This window comes from Marinobacter sp. SS21 (genome assembly GCF_028369065.1).
Taxonomy (GTDB): Bacteria; Pseudomonadota; Gammaproteobacteria; order Pseudomonadales; family Oleiphilaceae; genus Marinobacter.
Genome location: NZ_JAQNDA010000004.1, coordinates 119768 through 140883 on the forward strand (window position 1 = coordinate 119768; position 21116 = coordinate 140883).

Annotated in this window: 21 protein-coding genes; 12 read left to right on the forward strand and 9 right to left on the reverse strand. The window is 64.2% G+C overall.

Going from position 1 to position 21116, the window contains the following annotated elements:
* Window positions 1-30: 30 nt before the first annotated feature.
* The 5 genes from N6L25_RS07005 (at window position 31) to N6L25_RS07025 (ending at window position 4357) form a co-directional block, all read left to right on the forward strand.
* On the forward strand, window positions 31-999 hold the full coding sequence (locus N6L25_RS07005; protein WP_271979085.1) for an META domain-containing protein: 969 nt from the start codon (window positions 31-33) through the stop codon (window positions 997-999).
* Between the two features lie 110 nt (window positions 1000-1109).
* Entirely contained in the window at window positions 1110-2210 is a 1101-nt protein-coding gene (locus N6L25_RS07010; protein WP_271979086.1) for a M14 family zinc carboxypeptidase, read from the forward strand.
* Between the two features lies 1 nt (window position 2211).
* Window positions 2212-2946 (forward strand): alpha/beta fold hydrolase, encoded by a 735-nt coding sequence (locus N6L25_RS07015; RefSeq protein WP_271979087.1) that lies wholly within the window; start codon window positions 2212-2214, stop codon window positions 2944-2946.
* Between the two features lie 79 nt (window positions 2947-3025).
* Window positions 3026-3640, forward strand: coding sequence for a glutathione S-transferase family protein (locus tag N6L25_RS07020; RefSeq protein ID WP_271979088.1), 615 nt, complete (start codon window positions 3026-3028; stop codon window positions 3638-3640).
* A 51-nt stretch (window positions 3641-3691) separates the two neighbouring features.
* Window positions 3692-4357 (forward strand): glutathione S-transferase family protein, encoded by a 666-nt coding sequence (locus N6L25_RS07025; RefSeq protein ID WP_271979089.1) that lies wholly within the window; start codon window positions 3692-3694, stop codon window positions 4355-4357.
* 56 nt (window positions 4358-4413) lie between these two features.
* Here the strand turns inward: N6L25_RS07025 and trpC are convergent, their stop codons facing one another.
* The 6 genes from trpC to rpe all read right to left on the reverse strand — a co-directional run bounded on the left by trpC (window position 4414) and on the right by rpe (window position 10266).
* The gene (gene trpC, locus N6L25_RS07030; protein WP_271979090.1) at window positions 4414-5226 is read right to left on the reverse strand and encodes an indole-3-glycerol phosphate synthase TrpC; all 813 of its coding nucleotides are present in this window, start codon (window positions 5224-5226) and stop codon (window positions 4414-4416) included.
* Window positions 5227-5257: 31 nt separating this feature from the next.
* Window positions 5258-6289 carry an anthranilate phosphoribosyltransferase gene (gene trpD / locus N6L25_RS07035; protein WP_271979091.1) on the reverse strand — a complete coding sequence of 344 codons (1032 nt, stop codon included), beginning with the start codon at window positions 6287-6289 and terminating at the stop codon, window positions 5258-5260.
* A 228-nt stretch (window positions 6290-6517) separates the two neighbouring features.
* Window positions 6518-7096, reverse strand: a complete 579-nt coding sequence (locus tag N6L25_RS07040; RefSeq protein WP_271979092.1) for an aminodeoxychorismate/anthranilate synthase component II — start codon at window positions 7094-7096, stop codon at window positions 6518-6520.
* An 11-nt stretch (window positions 7097-7107) separates the two neighbouring features.
* Window positions 7108-8595: an anthranilate synthase component I gene (trpE, locus tag N6L25_RS07045; protein WP_271979093.1), complete on the reverse strand. Its 1488-nt coding sequence runs from the start codon at window positions 8593-8595 to the stop codon at window positions 7108-7110.
* 307 nt (window positions 8596-8902) lie between these two features.
* Window positions 8903-9592 (reverse strand): phosphoglycolate phosphatase, encoded by a 690-nt coding sequence (locus N6L25_RS07050; protein WP_271979094.1) that lies wholly within the window; start codon window positions 9590-9592, stop codon window positions 8903-8905.
* Between the two features lie 2 nt (window positions 9593-9594).
* Window positions 9595-10266, reverse strand: coding sequence for a ribulose-phosphate 3-epimerase (rpe, locus tag N6L25_RS07055; RefSeq protein WP_271979095.1), 672 nt, complete (start codon window positions 10264-10266; stop codon window positions 9595-9597).
* 98 nt (window positions 10267-10364) lie between these two features.
* On the opposite strand from rpe, the gene N6L25_RS07060 reads away from it, so the two are divergent.
* Window positions 10365-11519 (forward strand): DUF3530 family protein, encoded by a 1155-nt coding sequence (locus N6L25_RS07060; protein ID WP_271979096.1) that lies wholly within the window; start codon window positions 10365-10367, stop codon window positions 11517-11519.
* A 30-nt stretch (window positions 11520-11549) separates the two neighbouring features.
* Here the strand turns inward: N6L25_RS07060 and N6L25_RS07065 are convergent, their stop codons facing one another.
* From N6L25_RS07065 to N6L25_RS07075, 3 genes are read right to left on the reverse strand one after another with little or no spacing between them, the layout of a single operon-like run.
* Window positions 11550-12305, reverse strand: coding sequence for a molecular chaperone DjlA (locus N6L25_RS07065; RefSeq protein ID WP_271979097.1), 756 nt, complete (start codon window positions 12303-12305; stop codon window positions 11550-11552).
* Entirely contained in the window at window positions 12302-12997 is a 696-nt protein-coding gene (gene murU / locus N6L25_RS07070; RefSeq protein WP_271979098.1) for an N-acetylmuramate alpha-1-phosphate uridylyltransferase MurU, read from the reverse strand. The genes N6L25_RS07065 and murU overlap by 4 nt, the downstream gene beginning before the upstream one ends.
* Entirely contained in the window at window positions 12994-14040 is a 1047-nt protein-coding gene (locus N6L25_RS07075) for an aminoglycoside phosphotransferase family protein (protein ID WP_271979099.1), read from the reverse strand. Before N6L25_RS07075 ends, murU begins: the two co-directional genes overlap by 4 nt.
* Window positions 14041-14348: 308 nt before the next feature.
* Here N6L25_RS07075 and N6L25_RS07080 point away from each other — a divergent pair, with 308 nt between their 5' ends.
* The 6 genes from N6L25_RS07080 (at window position 14349) to N6L25_RS07105 (ending at window position 21113) form a co-directional block, all read left to right on the forward strand.
* Entirely contained in the window at window positions 14349-16673 is a 2325-nt protein-coding gene (locus N6L25_RS07080) for an LPS-assembly protein LptD (protein ID WP_442915222.1), read from the forward strand.
* A 95-nt stretch (window positions 16674-16768) separates the two neighbouring features.
* The gene (locus tag N6L25_RS07085; protein ID WP_271979100.1) at window positions 16769-18091 is read left to right on the forward strand and encodes a peptidylprolyl isomerase; all 1323 of its coding nucleotides are present in this window, start codon (window positions 16769-16771) and stop codon (window positions 18089-18091) included.
* Window positions 18091-19101, forward strand: coding sequence for a 4-hydroxythreonine-4-phosphate dehydrogenase PdxA (gene pdxA, locus N6L25_RS07090; RefSeq protein ID WP_271979101.1), 1011 nt, complete (start codon window positions 18091-18093; stop codon window positions 19099-19101). The genes N6L25_RS07085 and pdxA overlap by 1 nt, the downstream gene beginning before the upstream one ends.
* Window positions 19098-19934: a 16S rRNA (adenine(1518)-N(6)/adenine(1519)-N(6))-dimethyltransferase RsmA gene (rsmA, locus tag N6L25_RS07095; RefSeq protein WP_271979102.1), complete on the forward strand. Its 837-nt coding sequence runs from the start codon at window positions 19098-19100 to the stop codon at window positions 19932-19934. The genes pdxA and rsmA overlap by 4 nt, the downstream gene beginning before the upstream one ends.
* Window positions 19931-20731: a symmetrical bis(5'-nucleosyl)-tetraphosphatase gene (locus N6L25_RS07100; RefSeq protein ID WP_271979103.1), complete on the forward strand. Its 801-nt coding sequence runs from the start codon at window positions 19931-19933 to the stop codon at window positions 20729-20731. The genes rsmA and N6L25_RS07100 overlap by 4 nt, the downstream gene beginning before the upstream one ends.
* Window positions 20732-20792: 61 nt before the next feature.
* Window positions 20793-21113: a DUF423 domain-containing protein gene (locus N6L25_RS07105; RefSeq protein ID WP_271979298.1), complete on the forward strand. Its 321-nt coding sequence runs from the start codon at window positions 20793-20795 to the stop codon at window positions 21111-21113.
* The last annotated feature ends 3 nt before the right edge of the window (window positions 21114-21116 follow it).

Sequence of the window (21116 nt, forward strand, 5' to 3'; positions counted from 1 at the left end):
CCCGAAAAACCCTCGACAAGGATTCTTCCCATGAAAGCAGTTCAAGCGACCGCCGTTGTATTGACCGGTGCCATGGCGCTGGCGGGATGCGCCGGTCAGGCCACCGCTCCGGGTACGACAGCGGTCATCCAGACAACGGCCATGGAATGCGGCCAGTTGGACATCTTGCTCCTTCCTCGGGACGACGGTCTGTTGCTTCGCGTTGGCGAGGAGGACTACCTGCTGGCGCAAACCCGCAGCGCCTCGGGCGCCCGCTACGCCCTGCCGGTGGACCCGTCGACCTGGTTCTGGCGCAAGGGTGAACGCGCGCTGCTGGAAACCGGTGGCCGGCGTTGGCCGGAGTGTGTGCCGGCGGGTGGCCTGACCGAACCGTTCGTGGCCCGTGGCAATGAGCCGTTCTGGCAGCTCACGGTGGCCGACGACAAACTGCTGCTGGAGGCGCCGGGCGGGCGCCAGATTGTCGCGGATGCTTCAGTCGTCAGTGCCACGTCCACCGGCCAAACCCTGGCCGGTGACAACACCGAACATGAGCTGGAGGTCGCGGTCGCGCGCCAGCTGTGCCGGGATTCCATGACCGGCATGCCCCACCCCTATCAGGTGCGTCTCAGGGTCGATGCTGAGCGATTTTCCGGTTGCGGCGGCGAGCCGGCGCGGCTGCTGCAAGGGGTTGAGTGGGCGGTGACGGCCATCGACGGCGAGCCAGTGGCTGACGGCACCCGAGCCAGTCTCAACTTTCTCGATCAGGGCCGTGCGGCAGGCAAGGCTTCCTGCAACAGGTTCATGGGCGAGTACCAGCTCAGTGGAGAGGCGCTGGGGTTCAGTCGCATGGCCACCACCATGATGGCCTGTGCGCCTGAGGTGATGGCGCAGGAACAGCGTTTCCTGACGATCCTGGAGACGGTGCAACGGTTTGATTTCAGCGCCAGTGGCGCACTGGTGCTCACCGGCACAGACGGTCGTACGCTGGTGGCCGAGAGTCATCAAACCCTGGGCCGCTGAGCGTTGTCCCGTGGGGGATGTGGTGATCAGGGTGTCACCAAACTGCAGTAACAGCGTCATAGTCTTGTGTCACGGGACACAAGAACGTCACCACTGACTGGGAGCCGATTATGACGGAACTGCGCGCGTTGACCCCTCACGAGGCCATTCCCGGCGAGCAGTCCGCTCGCAGTGGCCGCCAACGCCGGCTGTTGCGAACCTTCCTGCCGGAGCTGGTGCAGCTGGAACGGGTCTTGGCGGAAGCGCCGGCGTCGGTGACCTGCCAGGTGCTGGAGCGGGTGACGGTAAACGATGTCACCGTGCCCATCTACCGTGCCGATGTTGGCAGCGATTCGCCACAGGCCCCGGTCCTGCTGCTGGTGGGTGGCGTCCATGGTCTTGAGCGCATCGGCAGCCAGGTGGTGATCGCCTGGCTCGCCAACCTGGTGGCCCGGCTGCGCTGGGACGAGCATTTGCAAGCCTTGCTGGACAAAGTCCACATCACCGTCTTGCCGATCCTCAATCCGGGCGGCATGTACCTCAATCAGCGCAGCAATCCCAATGGCGTCGATTTGATGCGCAATGCCCCAATCACTGCCCAGGATCGCAGTGCCTTCTTGCTGGGCGGCCAGAAGCTGTCGCCGCGGCTGCCGTGGTACACCGGCGATCCGGCCCAGGGGATGGAGCCGGAGAATCAGGCGCTGGAGGGGGTGATCCGCGAACTGCTGCCGGGCCGTCCGTTTGGCCTGGCACTGGACTGTCATTCCGGCTTTGGCTGGCAGGACCAGATCTGGTTTCCCTACGCCTACCGCCGCCGGCCGATGCGTCGGATTGCCTCGGTGATGGCGCTGAAACTGATCTGGGAACAGGCCTATCCCAATCACAGTTACCGCTTTGAGCCCCAGTCCCGCCACTACCTGACCCACGGCGACCTGTGGGACTACTTCTACAAGCAGGTGAACCGGGCCGGCGATGGCACCTTTATTCCGCTGACCCTGGAGATGGGCTCCTGGCGCTGGATTCGCAAGCGCCCAAGACAACTGTTGCGGCTCGATGGACTGTTCAACCCGCTGGTGCCTCACCGCCATCAACGAGCCTTGCGCAGTCACCTTCCGCTGATGGATTTTCTGCTCAACGCCGCGGCCAGCCATCGCCATTGGTTGCCAGCCATGGAAGACGAGTCCATGCTGAGAGAGGCAGCAATCATGCATTGGTACCGGGAAAACGGCTGATATGAAATGGATACTGTTGCGGGGATTGGCGCGTGAGCAGGGCCACTGGGGGTCGTTTATCGAACAGTTGCGCCGGGCGTTTCCCGGTCACCAGTTTCATCCGGTGGACCTGCCAGGCACCGGTGTGCATTTCAAGGACACCAGTCCGCTCACCATTGGGCAGATCCGTGAGTGTGTGCAGCGTCAGGTGGCCCACATCCCGCCGCCCTACAATGTGCTGGCCCTCTCTTTGGGCGGTATGGTGGCGTTGGACTGGGCCCAGCACGTCAGCAAGGGCGAGATTCAGCAGTTGGTTCTGATCAACACCAGCTCCGGGTTCTCGCCACCGTGGCAACGCATGCGGCCGGGCGCCTGGCCGCGGCTGCTGCGGTTGCTCGCCCGTCGGGAACTGTTCCAGCGGGAAGCGGATGTGCTGGCGCTGAGTTCCAATCGACCGCTGGCGCTGGGCACCGTGAAGCACTGGTACAGCATCCAGCGTCAGCGTCCGGTCAGTGCCCGTAACGCCTTGCGCCAGATCACCGCCGCCGCCCGGTTTCGTCCGGCAGAAAAGCGCCCAATGGCGGATGCGCTGTTGCTGGCCAGCTGCGGTGACCGGCTGGTGAGCTGGCGGTGCAGCCAGGCCCTGGAACAGCGCTGGCAGTGGACACTGAAGTTGCATCCCGACGCCGGGCACGATTTGCCGCTGGACGACCCGCAGTGGATCATCCAGCAGATCGAGCAGTTTCTGGGTCGGTGATAATGGTTGCTTGACGCAACTCTTTTAAGTGGGCAGTCTCTGTGGTGCAGGCAAATCAAACCGCAGCAGAGGCACCACAATGAAAATCTACGAAGCCAAGATGGCACCGAATCCCCGCCGCGTCCGTATGTTCCTGGCCGAGAAGGGCCTGCTGGAGCAGGTGGCGTTCGTTGAGCTCGACTTGCAGGCGGGCGACAACCTCACCCCGGAGTTTGTTGCCAGGAACCCGATGAAGAAGGTGCCGGTGCTGGAGTTGGATGACGGCAGCCATATCGCCGAAACCATGGCGATCTGCCGTTACTTCGAAGAAACCCACCCCGATCACCCATTGCTGGGTAATACGCCGAGGGAGAAGGCCCACATCGAGCAGTGGCTGCGCTGGATCGATTTCTACTTTTTCCTGCCCACCGGCATGTGTTTTCAGCACACCAGCGGCTTCTTCAAGGACCGGATGAACCCGGTCAAGGAATGGGGTGAGGACTGCCGGCTCAACGTGGAGAAGTTCCTCCACTTCCTCAACAAGCACCTGGAGGGACGGGATTACATCTGTGGCGACCAGTTTACCGCCGCCGATATCAATGCGTTTGTGACCATGGCCTTCAACAAGGTTAACCAGATTCGCATCCACCCGGAGCAGACCCATCTGCAGGCCTGGTTCGACCGGATCAAGGCCCGTCCGTCCGCGTCGGTCTGATCACCGCTCACCAACACTTATCACCACTCATCACCACAGTGGAGTTATCCGATGATTGACCTGTATACCTCGCCCACGCCCAACGGCCACAAAATCACCGTGGCGTTGGAGGAAATGGGCGTTGAGTACAACCTGATCCCGGTGGATCTGTCCAAAGCACAGCAGAAGACCCCGGAATTTCTGGCCATGAACCCCAACGGCCGGATTCCGGTGATTGTCGACCGCGACAACGACGATTTTGTGGTGTTCGAATCCGGCGCGATCCTGATCTACCTGGGGGAAAAATACGGCAAGTTCTACCCGCCAGAGCCCAAGGCGCGCTCCCGTACCCTGCAGTGGTTGATGTTCCAGATGGGCGGGGTCGGCCCGATGATGGGCCAGGCCAACGTGTTCTATCGCTATTTCCCGGAGAAGCTCCAGCCCGCCATTGACCGCTACCAGCACGAGAGCCGCCGCCTGTTCGAGGTGCTCGACCGGCGTCTGTCCGCAGCCCGTTATCTGGCGGGCGACGAGTTGACCATTGCCGACTTCGCCAACTGGTGTTGGGTGCGGACCTACACCTGGTCGGGGGTGTCGGTGGAGGGGCTGACGCACCTGCAGCGCTGGCTCGATGAACTGACGGCCCGGCCTGGCTGCCAGAGTGGCGTGCGCAAGCCGGAGCGGATGAGCGAATCGGAGGATCTGGTGAAAGTGGCGCGCACCATGGTGACCACCTGAGCGCTAAGGCATGGCCGTGGCGGGCGGATGGTCAGCCCAACCGCCCCCGGCGACGCTCAGAAGAACAGTTCTTGCAGCTTATGGCCGGGGTTGTCCGCCCGCATGAAGGATTCACCCACCAGAAAACCGTAGATATTGCGCTCGGTCATGGCGGTGACATCGGCCCGGGTGAGGATGCCGCTCTCAGTGATGGTCAATCGCTCGGACGGAATGCGTTCATGCAGTGTGAAGGTGGTATCCAATGACACCTCGAAGGTGTGCAGGTTGCGATTGTTGATGCCCACCAGGGGGGTTGTCAGCGTCAGCGCATCGTCCAGCTCGTCGCCGTCATGCACCTCCACTAGTACATCCAGCCCGGTTTCATGGGCGATCCCTTCCAGTTCCTGCATCTGATCCCGGGTCAGGCAGGCCGCAATCAGCAGAATGCAGTCCGCGCCCAGGGCTCGGCTTTCGTACACCTGGTAGGGCGCGACCATGAAATCCTTGCGAATCACCGGTAGTTCGCAGGCGTTGCGGGCCGCCACCAGGTAGTCCTCATGGCCCTGGAAAAAATCCCGGTCAGTGAGTACTGACAAACAGGCGGCGCCAGCCTGGGCGTAGCTCTCGGCAATAGCCGGTGGGTCGAAGGGGTCCCGCAGGACGCCCTTGCTCGGCGAGGCCTTCTTGATTTCCGCAATCACCGCGGGCTGCTGTGCGGTCATCCGGGCCGCCATGGCCGCAGCGAAACCCCGTGCCGGGGGCTGGTCGCCGGCTTTGGCCTTCAGCTCGGCCAGTGGCGCCTTGGGTTTGCGCTCGTCGATTTCCTGCCATTTGCGCTCGACAATCTTGCGCAGGATGGTCGGGGTCCGGTCGTTCTGTTTAGTGGTCATGGCGTCGAATGCTCAGGGAATGGTTTCAGCGTTAGTCAAAGCAGTGAGAGAAATCGGACAGCTCGGACAGTTTGCCCGCTGCCAGGCCACTGCCGATGGCATCCAGGGCCATGTCGACACCGTGCTTGATGGTGTCGGCCAGGCCGGCCACGTAGATGGCGGCGCCGGCATTGAGGGCGATCATGTCGCGGGCTTTCTCGGCCATGTCGTCGTGGCCGCGGCCGAACGCGGCGTGGATCAGTTTCAGCGATTCGTCGGAGGTGGTCACGTCCAGGCCCACCAGGGTCTGGCTGGCGATGCCCAGATCTTCCGGCTTGAGGGTGTATTCGGTGATGGCGCCGTCTTTAAGCTCGGCGACGTAGGTCTCGCTGGCCAGGCTGATTTCATCCAGGCCGTCCTTGGAATGCACTACCAGGATGTGTTCGCTGCCCAGAGTCTTCAGGACCTCTGCCATCGGCCGGCACAGCTCTCGGGTGAACACGCCGATCAGCTGGCGTTTGACGCCGGCGGGGTTGGTCATCGGGCCGAGGATGTTGAAAATGGTGCGCATGCCCAGTTCCTTGCGTGGGCCGATGGCGTGCTTCATGGCGCTGTGGTGAGCCGGGGCGAACATGAAACCGACGCCGATCTGCTCGACGCAGCGGGCCACCTGTTCCGGGTTCATGTTGATGTTGATGCCCGCCTTTTCTAGCAGGTCGGCGCTACCGCTCTTGGAGGAGACCGCCCGGCCTCCGTGTTTGGCAACGTAGCCGCCTGCGGCGGCGACCACGAAGGTGGCGGCACTGGAGACGTTGAACAGGTTGGCGCCGTCACCGCCGGTGCCGACGATGTCCACCAGTGGCTGGGCGTTGATGTTGACGCCGGTGGCCAACTCCCGCATGACTTCGGTGGCGCCGGTGATTTCCTCAATGGTTTCGCTCTTGATGCGCAGGCCCATCAGCAGGGCGCCAATCTGGGCATCGGTGGCTTCGCCTTTCATCACGATGCCCATGACATCCCGCATTTCTTCACGGCTCAGGTCGAGGTTGGCGGCAATTCGGTTGAGCGCTTCTTTGATGTCCATTCGGTGGTCTCTTCTGGTCGGTTCTTGTCGTTGCCTTTAGAGAGCTTAGCAAGCAGGCTCGCTTAATGTTTCTGAGTGAGTTGATTTTCACTACTGAGCACAGCCGGCAGGAGGGCACTTTCTCCGCCACCCGAGACGGCACGTCCCTGTGCCGGCTCGGGTTCCGCGGCTTCCCTGCCGCTGCTCCGAAAGTTCCCTCCTGCCTGCTCCTTCGCTCCGAAGTTTCTTTCAACTCCGCAAAAAGTTCCGCAGCAGCTCATGACCCTGCTCGGTCATAATGGATTCCGGGTGAAACTGCACCCCTTCGATCGGCAGGGTCTTGTGGCGGACGCCCATGATCTCTTCCACCGAGCCATCCTCGTTGCGGGTCCAGGCGGTGACTTCCAGGCAGTCCGGCAGGGTGTCCTGATCGATCACCAGGCTGTGGTAACGGGTCGCCTGCAGCGGGTTGTTGAGGCCGCGAAACACGCCGATGTCGTTGTGGAACACCGGGGACACCTTGCCGTGCATGACCCGGCCGGCGCGAATGATGTCACCGCCGAACACCTGGCCGATGGACTGGTGGCCCAGGCAGATGCCGAGGATCGGCAGCTTGCCGGCAAAGTGCTCGATGGCGGCCATGGAGATGCCGGCCTCGTTGGGCGTGCAGGGCCCTGGGGAGATCACCAGCCGCTCCGGCTTCAGCGCCTCGATCTGCTCGATGGTGATTTCGTCGTTGCGGTGCACCTGCACGTCCGCCCCCAGCTCCGCCAGGTACTGGACCACGTTGTAGGTAAAGGAGTCGTAGTTGTCGATCATCAGTAACATGGGGCGGCTCCTCAGTGGTCAAAGTCGTTCAGGGTCATGGCGACGGCACGGAAGATGGCACGGCCCTTGTTCATGGTTTCTTTCCACTCCAGCCGGGGAATGGAGTCTGCCACCACGCCGGCGCCGGCCTGGATGTGGAGTTTCTTGCCCTGGATCACCGCGGTGCGGATGGCGATGGCGGTGTCCATGTTGCCGTTCCACGACAGGTAGCCCACGGCACCGCCGTAGACGCCGCGTTTGACCGGCTCCAGTTCATCGATGATCTCCATGGCGCGAATCTTGGGCGCGCCACTGAGGGTGCCGGCGGGCAGGGTGGCCCGCAGCACGTCCAGGCACGACATGCCATCCTTCAGCCGGCCGGTGACGTTGGAGACGATGTGCATGACGTGGGAGTAGCGTTCCACGATCATCTTGTCGGTCAGCCGCACGGTGCCGGTCTCGGAGACCCGGCCGGCGTCGTTGCGGCCCAGGTCGATCAGCATCAGGTGTTCGGCGATTTCCTTGGGGTCGGCCAGCAGTTCGGCCTCCAGCGCCCGGTCTTCGGCGTCGGTGGCGCCACGCTTGCGGGTGCCGGCGATGGGGCGGACGGTGACCTCGCCTTCCTCCACCCGCGCCAGGATTTCCGGCGACGAACCGACGATCTGGAAATCGTCGAGGTCGAGGAAGTACATATACGGCGACGGGTTCAACACCCGCAGCGAACGGTACAGGTTCAGCGGTGGCGCCTCGAACGGAATGGTCATGCGCTGGGAAATCACCGTCTGCATGACATCGCCGTCGAGCACGTATTCCTTGATCTTGTCCACCGCCGCCTCGAACCTCTCCTTGCTGAAGCCGGAGATGAAGTCCTCTTCATTCACCGTCTTGCCGCTGAGATGGTCCGGGGTGCGCGGGGCGTCGGCGGTCTGGCGGTGGAGGCGGCGTTCCAGTTCCTCGAGCCGCGCCTGGGCTTGATCGAAGGCATCGTCCAGGTCGGGGTCGACATGCACAATCAGGTGCAGCTTGCCCCGCAGGTTGTCGAAGACCACGATCTCATCAGACACCATCAGTAGGATATCCGGGGTGCCAATCTGGTCCGGCGGACAGGACGGCTGCAGCCGCTTTTCGATGTAGCGTACGGTGTCGTAGCCAAAATACCCCACCAGGCCACCGTTGAAGCGGGGCAGGTCGTCCAGGTCCGGGGCCTGGAAGCGTTGCTGGTAGGCCTCGACAAAGGCCAGCGGATCGTCGCTGTCGGTCTTCTCGACCACCTGGCCGTCCCGGGTGATGGTGATGCGGTGGTCGTGGACCTTGAGGACTTCGCGGCTGGGCAGGCCGATGATGGAGTAACGGCCCCACTTTTCACCGCCCTGCACCGACTCGAACAGATAGGAGTAGGGCCCACTGGCAAGCTTGAGATAGGTGCTGAGCGGGGTGTCCATGTCTGCCAGGACTTCCCGGGACACGGGAATGCGGTTGTAGCCGGCGGCTGCCAGCTCGATGAACTGTTCGGGGGTCATGGAATCTTCCTGCACTTTGACGAAACACGGAATCGGGTATCGACGCTCTCAACATTCTCAGCATACTCGGGCTCAGGTTGTGCAAGTCTGATCAGACTCGGCCTGCAAGTAGCCGTTGAGAGGCGTCGCTCAGGGCAGTGCGGTTGGCTATTGCTCCGGCACCACCGGGCTGAACGCTCAGCCGTTACGCCATCGCCACCATCGTGTTGCGCGGGATGTAAGCACGCCGCGCGCGGTCGTCAAATTCAGTCCCTGCACGGCAGGAATCTCCCAAAAACTGAGTTGAACCGAAAGGTTGCTGAGGAGATTACAAAAGCTCCGCCAGTGAATCAACCACAATCTCCGCCCCCAGGCTGTCGATGGGGTCGCCGTAATTATAGCCGTAGCGCACCGCCACCACCGGCACGCCGGCATTGCGGGCGGCGCGGATATCGGTCACCGAATCCCCCACCATCAGGGCGCTGCCGACGTCGCCGCCCAAGGCGGCGAGGGCGTGGTGGAGCGGCGCGGCATCGGGCTTTTTGACCGTCAGGGTATCGCCGCTGACGGTCACGCCAAACCAGTGCGACAGCCCCATCTGCTCCAGCAGGGCGTCGGTAAAGGCGGCGGGCTTGTTGGTGACCACGCCGAGCTTGCAGCCCTGTTGCTGGGCCCGCACCAGAAAATCCTCAATGCCGTCGTAGACCGTGGCATGGAGGCCGTTGTGGTCGTGGTAGGCGTCGAAAAAAAGCGTCAGCGCCTGATGGTAGGTGGCCTGATCCATGGGGGCGCCTGCGTCGTGGTCGTGGCACCCGGCCAGCGCGCGCTGCACCAGCACCGCGGCGCCATTGCCCACCCACTGCCTAACGCGCGCCTCACCGGCCTGTTCCCGGCCCAGCGCCAGCAGCATCTGATCAATGGCCGCCGCCAGGTCGGCGGCGCTGTCCACCAGGGTGCCGTCCAGGTCGAACAGAATGGTTTGCGGCCACTGGCCGTCGAACAGCTTGGTCAACTTCATGCCTAGCGAACCTGGGCCAGTTCCGCCCGCATCCGTTCGATGGTGGCCTGGTAGTCGTCGGTGTTGAAAATGGCGGAACCGGCCACGAAGGTGTCGGCGCCGGCTGCGGCGATTTCCCGGATGTTGTCCACCTTGACGCCGCCGTCGATTTCCAGGCGAATGTCGAAACCGCTGGCGTCGATGCGCTTGCGGGCCTCACGCAGTTTGTCGAGGGTGCCGGGGATGAATTTCTGGCCACCAAAGCCGGGGTTGACCGACATCAGCAGGATCATGTCCAGTTTGTCCATGACGTGGTCCAGGTAATGCAAAGGCGTGGCCGGGTTGAACACCAGGCCGGCCTTGCAGCCGCCGTCCCGGATCAGCTGCAACGAGCGGTCGATGTGTTGGGAGGCCTCCGGGTGGAAGGTGATGTAGGTGGCACCGGCGTCGATGAACATGCGGATCAGGTCGTCCACCGGCGACACCATCAGGTGCACGTCGATGGGGGCCGTTACGCCATGCTTGCGCAGGGCCTCGCACACCATGGGGCCGATGGTGAGGTTCGGCACATAGTGATTGTCCATCACATCGAAGTGTACGATGTCCGCACCCGCAGCGAGGACATTGTCGACTTCTTCACCGAGACGGGCAAAATCGGCAGACAGGATCGATGGGGCAATCTGAAACGGCATCATGGTGGCTCTCTCGGACGGCGTTGGGTTCGGTGGCGGGGTCAGGCTGGGCCCCGTCGCAAAGCTGCTAGTCTAACAGCTTGTGGCCGGTGTTTTCAGTCTTGCCGAACGCGGTAACTGGAACGGTGAACGAAGCGGTGAACGGAGCGGTGAACGGAGCGGTGAGAGAAACGGTGAGGGAAGCCATGACGGAAGCCATGAAGGCCGCGACCGAAATCGTGGTGCATCGACGTGCTGCCAGGAATCCGCAGGCAAGGCGCTGGCGCTGGCTGCTGGCGCCGGCGTACTGGCTGCTGAGCGCGGGGGCGGCGGCGCAAGCGCCCGAGGAGGCCAGCGCAGAGCCGGCGGCGTCTTCGACGGCGCCGGTAGTCGTCCGTGAGCGGCTGACGGTGGCAACCGGCCTGGGCCAGAGCGCCCTGGCAGAGCGCTATCCACAAGCCGCGGTCTGGTTGGAGAACAGTGACGGCGGCTCCGAACTGGCGCTGCTGGAACCGGCCCACCAGCCACAGGCCGAAGGTGCGGTGCTGCTGCTGGCGGGCGAGGGGCTGTCCGGCGGTGGCGGTTTCGAAGGCGCGGTCCGTCAGTTGCTGGCCGAGCGGGGCTGGGCGGCGATGACGCTGGGCTTGCCGCTGGCGCCGTTGACCGAACGCCTAGCCAGGCCGGTCCGCGAGGTCCCGGAATCGGAACCGGAACCGGAACCGGAACCGGAGCATGAGCCGGAGCCGGAGCCGGAGCAGGAGCCGGAAAAGGGCGCAGCGGCTGCCGACGTGCCGGCGGTTCCGCAACAGTCGGTGATGATTGATGTGATGGCTGCGCCGGCGCCGGAGCAGCGGCTAGAGCACTACCGGGAGCGGGTGCGTTCGACCCTGGCCGCCGCACAGGCGGAGCTGCACGCACGGGGCCACCAGCGAGTGGTGCTGATGGGCGTAGGTCAAGCGGCGGAGCCGGTGATGCAGGCGGCGCTGGCCAGCGGGGAGCCTGGCGAACTGGTGTGGATTGCGCCCCGATTCCCGGTGGCGACCGAGACGGACTGGCCGGGGCGGTTGGCGGGCCTGGAGCGCTGGCCCGTGCTGGATCTGACCAGCAGCCTGAACGATCTCGCCGCGGCCCGTGCTCGAGCGGCGGCCTTCAGGCGGCAGGGCTTGGTCGGTTACCAGCAGCAGGTGTCGGTGCTGGCCTTGCCGTTGACAGCCCGGGATGCGCCGCGGCTGGTGAATCGGGTGGTGGCCTGGCTGGGACGAGCCGGGTCTTACTGACGCTCGGCCTGCGGCGATGGGGGCAGAGGCTTAAACGCTTTGGTGGTGCTTGCGGATGATTTCCCAGGACTGCTGGTAACGCAACAGTCGTTCCTTGGCCAGGGCCAGTTCGGAGGGGCTGATGTTCTTGGGCAGTTTGTCCGGGTGGCAGCTGGACACCCGTTTGCGGTAGGTCTGTTTGACGGTTTTCAGCGAATCGCGGCGGGTAATGCCCAGGACTTTGCAGGCGTCCTCATAGGACTTGGGGACCGCCTGGTGCTCCGGCTGGTTCACCCACACCTTGCAGGCATAGTTTTCCAGCACCTCTTCCACCACCTTGATGTCCAGCCCGATGTAATCCACCGCATCTTCGCAGCGATAGCGACGGGCCTTGTTGGGTCGGCCGTGCAGCTGGGCGGCATGACACAGATAGAGCGCTACCCGCACCGCAGGCAGTGGTCGCCAGCGCTGGCTCACCCTGAGTCCCAGGGCTTTCAGCGAGGGCAGGGTGCGACACTGCTTGCCAAGCTGGAACTGTTCGATGGCGCGTCGGCGCCGACGGGGTGGCAGACCCAGGGCCTCGATCAGTGCTTCGGCAAAACCGATGTCCTGCTCGGTCACCCGACCGTTGGACTTGGCGATGTAGCCGAGAAAAAAGAACAGGCTGCGCTGACACCAGCGGGGTAAGCCCGTTGCCGCGAGCAGGGCGCTGGCGCGGTGTTGGTGCTGCGCCAGTTCATCCAGGACCTGGCTGAGGGCCGCCTCGATGCGGGGGGCAAGCGCCGGCTCGCGGGCCGCCGTTTTCATGGCTGGTGCTCCATGTCCTGTTTCAGCCGGCAATCCAGCTCGGCCAGTCGTTCCGGGGTGCCGATATCGTACCAGCGACCCGTGTGGTGCATGCCGGTGACCCGCTGCTGGGTCATGGCCTGTCGCAGCAGCGGCGCCAACGGGTGACAGCCAGGCTGGAGAGTCTCGAACAGCGAGCGATGCAGCAGGCTGATGCCGGCAAAGGTCAGCTTGTGCGGGCCCTCGGCACGCACCAGGCGGTCGGGGCTCAGGTGGAAATCGCCACCGGGATTGTGGGCCGGGTTGTCAACCAGTACCAGGACAGCCTGCAGGCCGGGGCGACGGGGTATCGTCAGCTGGTGAAGGTCGAAATCGCACCAGATGTCGCCATTGATCACCAGGAACCAGTCCTGTTCGTCTGAGGCCAGCAGCGGCAGTGCCTGGCGAATGCCGCCGGCGGTTTCCAGCGGTTCGGCTTCGCGCGAGTACTCGATCCGCAGGCCGTAATCAGCGCCATCACCCAGAACGGTCTCGATCTGCTGGCCGAGCCAGGCATGGTTGATCACCACATCGCGAAAGTCCGCTTCCTGCAGGCGTTGCAGGTGGTAGCCGATCAGTGGCTGGCCACCCGCCTGCAGCAGCGGCTTGGGGGTGGTCAGGGTCAGCGGCCGCATGCGCTCGCCCTTGCCGGCGGCGAGAATCATGGCTTTCACGGTGCCGGGCTCTCCAGCGCTGGTGCGGTCAGCCGACGCTCGATGGCTGGCATCACCACCTCGGCCAGCCAGCTGTGGAAATGTCGCAACGCGCCTTGGCGGGCACTGGCATCCACCAGGTATTGAACCGTTCGGGGAATGTCGCCCAGATACCCGGTCTTGCCGTCGCGGATCGACAGCCGGGCAAAGATGCCGGCGGCCTTCAGGTGCCGCTGCATGCCCATCAACTCGAACCACTGGCGGAAGGTGTCGGCGTCGGCATGATGAAGGCCGGCGTCCAGGCTGAGCCGGTGATAGTGCGCGACCCACTGATCCAGCTTGTCCTCGGGCCAGCGGATGTAGCAGTCCTTGAGCAGCGACACCAGATCGTAGGTGACCGGCCCGCGCACGGCATCCTGAAAGTCGATGACTCCAGGCAGCTCGGTGCCCGGCCGCACCAGCAGGTTGCGGGAGTGGTAGTCCCGGTGCACCACCACTTCCGGTTGCGCCAGGGCGCTTTCCCGCAAATAGGCGAAGGCGGTGTCCAGCAAGGCCCGTTCGCTGTTGCCCAGTTCCAGCCCCAGCTGCTGGCTCAGCAGCCAGTCGGGAAATAACTGCATTTCGCGGTCCAGCAGCGCGGCGTCGTAGGGCGGCAGGGTGAAGTCCGGCGCCTCGGTCAGTTGCTGGATACGCAGCAGTTCGGTCAGCGCACCCAGATACAGCGTGTCGGCGCTGTCCAGATTGTCGGCATCGGGTTCGGTGAGCGCACCCAGCAGCAGCTCATCGCCGAAATCCTCCAGCAGCAGAAATCCCAGCGCCAGGTCCTGCTGGACCAGGGCGGGCACGGCCACCCCCTGTTGGTGCCAGTGCTGGGCCAGGGCGACAAAGGGAACGCAGTCCTCGTGGCTGGGTGGGGCGTCCATCACAATGTAGGTGCGCCCGGCGTTGGTGACCCGGAAGTAGCGCCGGAAGCTGGCATCGCCGGAAACCGGCACCGGTTGGGCCTGCTCCAGGCCCGGAAACTGTCTGACCCAGTCGGTCAGCTGTTGCAAGCGGGTGTCCATGCGCGGGAGTTCTGTTGTTGGTGATTTGGGGATGATAAAACACGAAAGTTAGCAGAAGCCGGTGGCAGGGGTAAAACGGTTTCCGTTAACAAGGCGGAATGTGCCGTGTAAACTAGGGCGCCTCTGGATAGCTCCAGTTCCATTTCTGGTGCGCAGAGACGCTTCGGCGCTTTTCAGAGGCGGCTACCCGAGCAGGACCGGGCCAGTTGGCTCCGGAACCCCCCAGTTACCAGGACAGGATTGTTGTCACCGTGCCAAGTCAGTTGCGAACGCCAAGACGTGCTTGTTGTCGTGCCGAGTCGCAGCGGCTGACCTTTGCCCTGGCCGGACTGTTGGCGGCATCTCCACTGTTGGCCGAGCCATCGCCCAGCGCGGCGGAACTGGATTGGCGCCCGCGTGCCGAACTGCCGGCCGAGGTTCGGGATCGCCTGCCGGTGTTTTGCGAGGGCGGTTATCTGCCGTCCACCGGCGGCGGGGCGCCGATGCCAGCCCTGGGGGGCGTGGCGGCCGGAGATCTGCCGATTCACGCCAGCGGGCTGTCCGCCCGCTATGAGATCGACCGGGAACTCTACCTGACCGGCGATGTCCGTTTGCGGCAGGGGGCGTTCTCCGTCAGCGGGGACGAGGCCCGCTACGATCAGCGCACCGGCACGGTACAATTAGGCGGTTCCCTGGTGAGTCGGGGCGAGGGTTTCCTGCTGACCGGCGATGAGGCCCAGTACGATACCGTCTCCGGCCAATTTGCGCTGAATACCGCGACCTTCCTGTTTCATCAGGCCGAAATGCGTGGTTCCGCGGCAACCCTGGCGCGGCTGTCCGATCAGCAGGTGCTGATCCGGGACGGCTCCCTCACCACCTGCGCGCCTGATCGTAATGACTGGTCCATTGTGGCAGCCGAAATCCTGCTGGACCAGGCCGAGGGCTTCGGGACCGCTCGCCATCTGCGGCTGGAGGTGAAGGATGTGCCGGTGTTCTACTGGCCCTACGCCAGTTTCCCCATTGATGATCGCCGCAAGACCGGTTTCCTGTACCCGGCGTTTGGCACCTCCAATACCGGCTCCGGTCTGTTCCTCTCGGTGCCCTATTACCTCAATCTGGCGCCCCATTACGACGCCACCCTGACCCCCCAGTACATCCACGGCCGGGGCCTGCTGTCGGAAGCGGAGGGGCGTTACCTGAGCCGCTTTGGCGAGTCGGTGCTGCAGCTGGGCTACATCGGTAACGACTCCGAATTCAAGGACGAGCACCCGGCCGAGAACGGCCAGCGCTGGGCCCTCGATTTCACCACCCGGGCCCGCTTCGCCGACGGCTGGAGTGGCTACGGTGACTATTCGGTGGTGTCCGACAACGACTACCTGAGTGACCTCAACCGTTCCCTCGACATCAGCCAGGCGACCCACCTGCAGCGGCGCGGCGGCATCCGCTATGCCGATGACCATCAGTATTTCGAGGCGTACCTCAACGGTTACCAGACCATTGCCGACCGCATTGTGGAGAGCAACAAACCCTACGCCCAGTTGCCGGAGCTGCTCTATGGCGGCCGGGTCAACCTGGGGCCGCTGGAAGCCGGTCTGGAGAGCCAGTACAGCTATTTCTACCGCGACAATGCCGAGCTGACCGGGCTGGACCGCAGTAATGGCCAGCGCCTGCGCCTGCTGCCGGAGCTGGCGTTGCCGTTGCGGGCCTTGTGGGGCTACACCCGGCCCTCGCTAACGCTGGATCATACCTACTACAAGCTGGAGGATTACGAGCTGGGCGAGCGTCAGTTCGATCGCACCGTGCCGGTGCTGGAGTGGGACTCGGGGCTGTATTTCGATCGTCGGTTGGCGCTGTTCGGCACCGACTACAATCAGACCCTGGAGCCCCGGCTGTACTACGCCTGGGCCGACGCCGACGCCGATCAGGACACTATCCCCGACTTCGATTCGGCGCTGCGTTCCTTCAGTTTCGACGAGCTGTTCCGCCGCAATCGCTTCAGCGGCGGCGACCGGGTCGGTGACAGCAACCAGCTGACCCTGGCGCTCACCAGCCGTTTCAATGACCTGGAGACTGGCAGCGAGCGGGTCCGGTTCAGCCTGGGGCAGGTGTACTATTACGATGACCGGGCGGTCACGCTTGATGGCCTGGGGGCGGATGACCGCAGCGACTCGCCGCTGGCGGGAGAGCTGGTGCTGCGGCCGCTGGATACCCTGGACCTGCGTCACTCAATGCTGTGGGAGGTGCGTGACAACGTCACCGAGGAGAGCCGCAGCCAGCTGGTGTTCCATTCGGAGGATTACCGCTACCTGGCCAGCCTGGGCCACACCTACAGCCGGGACGCGTTCGAACAGTCGGATATTGCCGCGGTTTTTCCGGTCACAGATCAGGTCAGCCTGATTGGCCGCTGGGTCTACGACAGCCAGTTGAACCGGACCGTGGGGTCGCTGGCCGGGCTGGAATACAACAGCTGTTGCTGGAGCGTGCAGCTGGTGCATCAGAACTATCTGACCGACGACGAGCAGCTGGAAAACCGGGTACTGTTCCAGATTCAGTTGAAAGGGCTGGGCGGCAGCAGCGGTTCGTCCAGCCGGATCTCCGACGCCATCTACGGCTTCGACGAACGTGAACGTCGGCGATTCGGCGATCAGTACTAGCAACCCAGGACATGCGGGCGCGTAGGCGGCCGTGCTGATTCCCGGGTTACCAAACACATTCATGGCCGTTGCCAATGAAGCAGACAGAGGTGGTTATGAGGGCCAATTGGCGCAGAAGTGTACAAGCGATGGTGTTGATGGTGGTGTGGTTGCTGGCCGCCGGCGTTCAGGCCGAGCGTCAGCCCCTGGACCGGGTGATCGCCATCGTTGAGGACAACGTCATTCTGCAGTCCGAACTCGATGCCCGGGTCCGCACGGTGGTGTCCCGGCTGACGGCCCAGGGCACGAACCTGCCGCCTCGGTCGTTGCTGGCGGAGCGGGTGCTGGATCAGCTGATTACCGATTCAATTCAGCTGCAGCGGGCCGAACAGATGGGCATGCGCATCAGCGACAATGAGCTGAATGAGACCCTGCACTCCATCGCCCGTCGCAACAATCTGTCGCTGGAGCAGTTTGAGCAGCAGCTCACCGCCGAGGGTCTGACCTACGCCCAGGCGCGGGATCAGATCCGCGAGGAAATGCTGATCAGTCGGGTGCAGCAACGCAGCGTCGGCAACCGGGTGCGGGTGACCGATCGTGAAGTCGGCAACTACCTGACCGCCCAGGCTAGCCGTCCGGACAGCGGTACCGAGTACCAGCTGGCCCACATCCTGGTGGCGGTGGATGACTTCAGTGACGACGCAGCGGTGGAACGGGCCCGGGCCAAGGCCCAGCGGCTGCTGAACGAGATTCGCAATGGCCGCGATTTCCGTGCCGCGGCGGTGGCGGAGTCCGACGCCAGCAACGCCCTGGACGGTGGCGTGATGGGCTGGCGGCCAGAGAGCCAGCTGCCGTCGCTGGTGGAAGACATCGTGCCGACGCTGGCGTTGAACCAACCGTCCGCGGTGTTGCGCAGCGGCAGCGGCTTTCACCTGATCACCGTGTTGGCGAAACGGGGCGGCGACGCCGAACAGCTGATCCAGCAGCACCGGGTTCGCCACATCCTGATCCGGCCCACCGAGACGGTGACCGACATTCAGGCCGAGCGTCGTATCCGTGACCTGTACCGTGAACTGCAGGCGGGTGCGGATTTTGCCGAGTTGGCCAAGGCCCAGTCCGACGATCCGGTGTCCGGTTCCGATGGCGGCAATCTGGGCTGGGTCAACCGTGGCCAGATGGTGCCGGAGTTCGAGCAGGCGATGGTGGAGGCAGAGCTCGGCGAGCTTAAGGGGCCGTTCCGCTCTCAGTTCGGCTGGCACGTCCTGCAGGTGCAGGAGCGCCGGCAAAAAGACATCAGCGACCAGATCCGCCAGAGTGAGGCCCGTCAGGCCATATACCGCCGCAAGTTCGACGTGGAATTGCAGGCCTGGTTGCGGGAAATCCGTGATGAGGCCTTTGTGGAAGTGAAGGTCGGTGATCACGGGGGCGACAGCGCCTGATGCCCCGGCCTGTCACCCTCGCCCTCACCGCCGGAGAGCCGGCCGGCGTTGGCCCGGAACTGTGTCTGCAGCTGGCGCAGGCGCAGCGCAGTGCCGGTCTGGTGGTCATTGCCAGTCATGACCTGCTGCAGCAGCGGGCCCAGACGCTGGGCCTGAACGTGACCCTGGTGCCCTGGCAGCCGGGGGCCACGGCGGTGACGGAAGCCGGCCAGCTGTCGGTGTACCATGTGCCGGGACTGGTCAGCAGCCGCGCCGGCCACCTGGATGCCGGCAACAGCCGTTATGTGCTCGATACCCTCCGCGAAGCCTGTCAGGGCTGCCTCAACGGCCGTTTCGACGGCATGGTGACCGCGCCGGTACACAAGGGCGTGATCAACGAGGCCGGCATCGCCTTCAGCGGCCACACCGAATTCCTCCAGGCCATGTGCGGGGTCGAGCGGGTGGTGATGATGCTGGCCACCGAGGAGCTGCGGGTGGCCCTGGTCACCACCCACCTGCCGCTGAAAGACGTGGCTGCGGCGGTGACACCGGAGCGGCTGAGCCAGGTGGCCCGCATCCTGGATCAGGACCTGCGCCGCTTTTTCGGCATCGACCGGCCGCGCATCCTGGTGGCCGGACTCAATCCCCATGCCGGCGAGGGTGGTCATCTGGGACGGGAGGAACTGGAGGTGATCGAACCGACCCTGGCCGCCCTGCGCGGCGAAGGCCTGCAGCTGACCGGGCCGCTGCCGGCTGATACCCTGTTTACCCCTCACTGGCTGCGGGAGGCGGACGCGGTGTTGGCCATGTATCACGATCAGGGGCTGCCGGTGCTCAAGTACCAGGGCTTCGGCAGGGCGGTCAACATTACCCTGGGGCTGCCCATCGTGCGGACCTCGGTGGATCATGGCACCGCCCTGGATCTGGCCGGAACCGGCCGCGCCGATGCCGGCAGCCTGCACACCGCCATTGCGGTGGCTCAGCAGATGGCGCGCTGCCATCGTGCCCAACCGTCTGGAGAATCCCCATGAGTCGCAAGGCCGGGCATCAAGCCCGTAAACGTTTTGGCCAGAACTTCCTGCACGATCCGGGGGTGATCGAACGCATCGTCCGTGCCATCAATCCCCAGCCGGACGACGCCATGGTGGAGATCGGTCCGGGCCTCGGCGCGCTGACCGAGGAGATCCTGGCGGTCAATCCCGCGTTGCAGGTGGTGGAGCTGGATCGGGACCTGATTCCGGTGCTGCGCACCAAGTTTTTCAATTACCCGCAGTTCCGCATCCACGAAGCCGACGCGTTAAAGTTCGACTTCCGTCAGCTGGTCGCGGAGCGGCCGTTGCGCATCGTCGGCAACCTGCCGTACAACATCTCCACGCCGCTGATTTTCCACCTGCTCAGTCAATCGGGTGTGGTGCAGGACATGCATTTCATGCTGCAGAAGGAAGTGGTGCAGCGGCTGGCGGCGGTGTCCGGCGACAACCATTACGGCCGCCTCGGCATCATGGCGCAGTATTTCTGCAAGGTGCTGCCGCTGTTCGAGGTCGGTCCCGGGGCGTTCCGGCCCGCACCCAAGGTGGACTCGGCCATCGTCCGGCTGGTGCCCCACCAGACCTTGCCACACCCGGCCCAGGACCTTGGGGTGCTGCAAATGGTGGTGCGTACCGCCTTCAATGCCCGCCGCAAGACCCTGCGCAAGGCCCTGGGCGGCGTGGTGTCGGTGGCCCAGTTGCAGGCGCTGGAGATCGATGATGGCCTGCGCCCGGAGAATCTGACCCTGGCCCAGTACGTGGCCATTGCCGACACCGTGGCCGCCGCGCAAACGGCTACGGGCGATGAAGGAGCGGGGGAGCGCGAACCGTCATGACCGACTACGCCATCGGCGACATTCAGGGATGCTACGACCGTCTGCGGTCGGTGCTCGACAAGGTGGCTTTTTCGCCGTCCCGGGATTGTCTGTGGGTGGCGGGAGATCTGATCAACCGCGGTCCGGCGTCGCTGGAAACCCTGCGCTTCCTGGAAGGTCTCGGCGGCGCGACCACCGTGGTGCTGGGCAACCACGATCTGCACCTGCTGGCGGTGGCCCTCGGTGGCCACCAGACCCGCAGGAAGGACACCCTGGCGGATATTCTCGAGTCGCCCGATCACGACCGCCTGGTGGCCTGGTTGCGTCAGCAGCGGCTGTGTCTGTACGATCGCGACCGGCACCTGTTCATGGCCCATGCCGGTCTGCCCCACATCTGGAGCCTTGATCAGGCCCAAGCCCTGGGCCGGGAAGTGGAAGCGGTCATTCGTGGTCCCCAGGCCCGGGACTACTTTACCCACATGTACGGCAACCGGCCGGCCTGCTGGCACGACGGTCTGACGGGCATCGATCGCTGGCGGGCGATTACCAATTACTTCACCCGGATGCGCTTCGTGGCGGAGGATGGCACCCTGGAGCTGGCCACCAAGGAATCCGCCGACGCCGCTCCGGGCGGCTTCGCGCCCTGGTTCCGTTACCCCCGTCACGATAACGTCAAGGTGATTTTCGGGCACTGGGCCGCGCTGGAGGGGCGTACCGGCAGTGAGCAGTTCATTGGCCTGGATACCGGCTGTGTCTGGGGCGGTGCCCTCACCATCATGAACCTGGACAGCGGGGAGCGAATTCATTGTGACTGCTGAACGCTTGTCGCTGCCGCGTTTTCCCCTGGTCACGGGGGCGCTGCTGGCCTTGCTGGCGGTGATGGCCGGCGCCTTCGGCGCCCATGGCCTGCGGGCGCTGGTGACGGAACGGGGGCTTGAGGTGTTCCACACCGCCGTCAGCTATCAGGTATACCATTCGCTAGCGTTAATCCTGGTGGCAATGCTGGTAGCCTTGGGTGGCCCCCGGCGCTGGCTGCTGGCGGCGGCCGGGTTTTTCCTGGCCGGAATCCTGCTATTCAGTGGCAGTCTGTACCTGCTGGTATTGACCGGGCTGAGCTGGCTGGGGCCGGTCACCCCGCTGGGTGGATTGTGTTTTATGATTGGCTGGGGGCTGGTTGTTGTGGCCGGGCTCCGGCGTTGAACG

Excerpts from the sequence above, each read along its gene's own strand:
- pdxA (WP_271979101.1), top strand. The coding sequence starts at position 18,091 with ATGCCCCGGCCTGTCACCCTCGCCCTCACCGCCGGAGAGCCGGCCGGC.
- N6L25_RS07025 (WP_271979089.1), top strand. The coding sequence starts at position 3,692 with ATGATTGACCTGTATACCTCGCCCACGCCCAACGGCCACAAAATCACC.
- N6L25_RS07010 (WP_271979086.1), top strand. The coding sequence starts at position 1,110 with ATGACGGAACTGCGCGCGTTGACCCCTCACGAGGCCATTCCCGGCGAG.
- N6L25_RS07050 (WP_271979094.1), bottom strand. The coding sequence starts at position 9,592 with ATGAAGTTGACCAAGCTGTTCGACGGCCAGTGGCCGCAAACCATTCTG.
- N6L25_RS07065 (WP_271979097.1), bottom strand. The coding sequence starts at position 12,305 with ATGAAAACGGCGGCCCGCGAGCCGGCGCTTGCCCCCCGCATCGAGGCG.
- trpC (WP_271979090.1), bottom strand. The coding sequence starts at position 5,226 with ATGACCACTAAACAGAACGACCGGACCCCGACCATCCTGCGCAAGATT.
- N6L25_RS07005 (WP_271979085.1), top strand. The coding sequence starts at position 31 with ATGAAAGCAGTTCAAGCGACCGCCGTTGTATTGACCGGTGCCATGGCG.
- trpE (WP_271979093.1), bottom strand. The coding sequence starts at position 8,595 with ATGACCCCCGAACAGTTCATCGAGCTGGCAGCCGCCGGCTACAACCGC.
- N6L25_RS07085 (WP_271979100.1), top strand. The coding sequence starts at position 16,769 with ATGAGGGCCAATTGGCGCAGAAGTGTACAAGCGATGGTGTTGATGGTG.
- N6L25_RS07020 (WP_271979088.1), top strand. The coding sequence starts at position 3,026 with ATGAAAATCTACGAAGCCAAGATGGCACCGAATCCCCGCCGCGTCCGT.
- rsmA (WP_271979102.1), top strand. The coding sequence starts at position 19,098 with ATGAGTCGCAAGGCCGGGCATCAAGCCCGTAAACGTTTTGGCCAGAAC.
- N6L25_RS07100 (WP_271979103.1), top strand. The coding sequence starts at position 19,931 with ATGACCGACTACGCCATCGGCGACATTCAGGGATGCTACGACCGTCTG.
- N6L25_RS07105 (WP_271979298.1), top strand. The coding sequence starts at position 20,793 with ATGGCCGGCGCCTTCGGCGCCCATGGCCTGCGGGCGCTGGTGACGGAA.
- N6L25_RS07015 (WP_271979087.1), top strand. The coding sequence starts at position 2,212 with ATGAAATGGATACTGTTGCGGGGATTGGCGCGTGAGCAGGGCCACTGG.
- rpe (WP_271979095.1), bottom strand. The coding sequence starts at position 10,266 with ATGATGCCGTTTCAGATTGCCCCATCGATCCTGTCTGCCGATTTTGCC.
- trpD (WP_271979091.1), bottom strand. The coding sequence starts at position 6,289 with ATGGACATCAAAGAAGCGCTCAACCGAATTGCCGCCAACCTCGACCTG.
- N6L25_RS07075 (WP_271979099.1), bottom strand. The coding sequence starts at position 14,040 with ATGGACACCCGCTTGCAACAGCTGACCGACTGGGTCAGACAGTTTCCG.
- N6L25_RS07040 (WP_271979092.1), bottom strand. The coding sequence starts at position 7,096 with ATGTTACTGATGATCGACAACTACGACTCCTTTACCTACAACGTGGTC.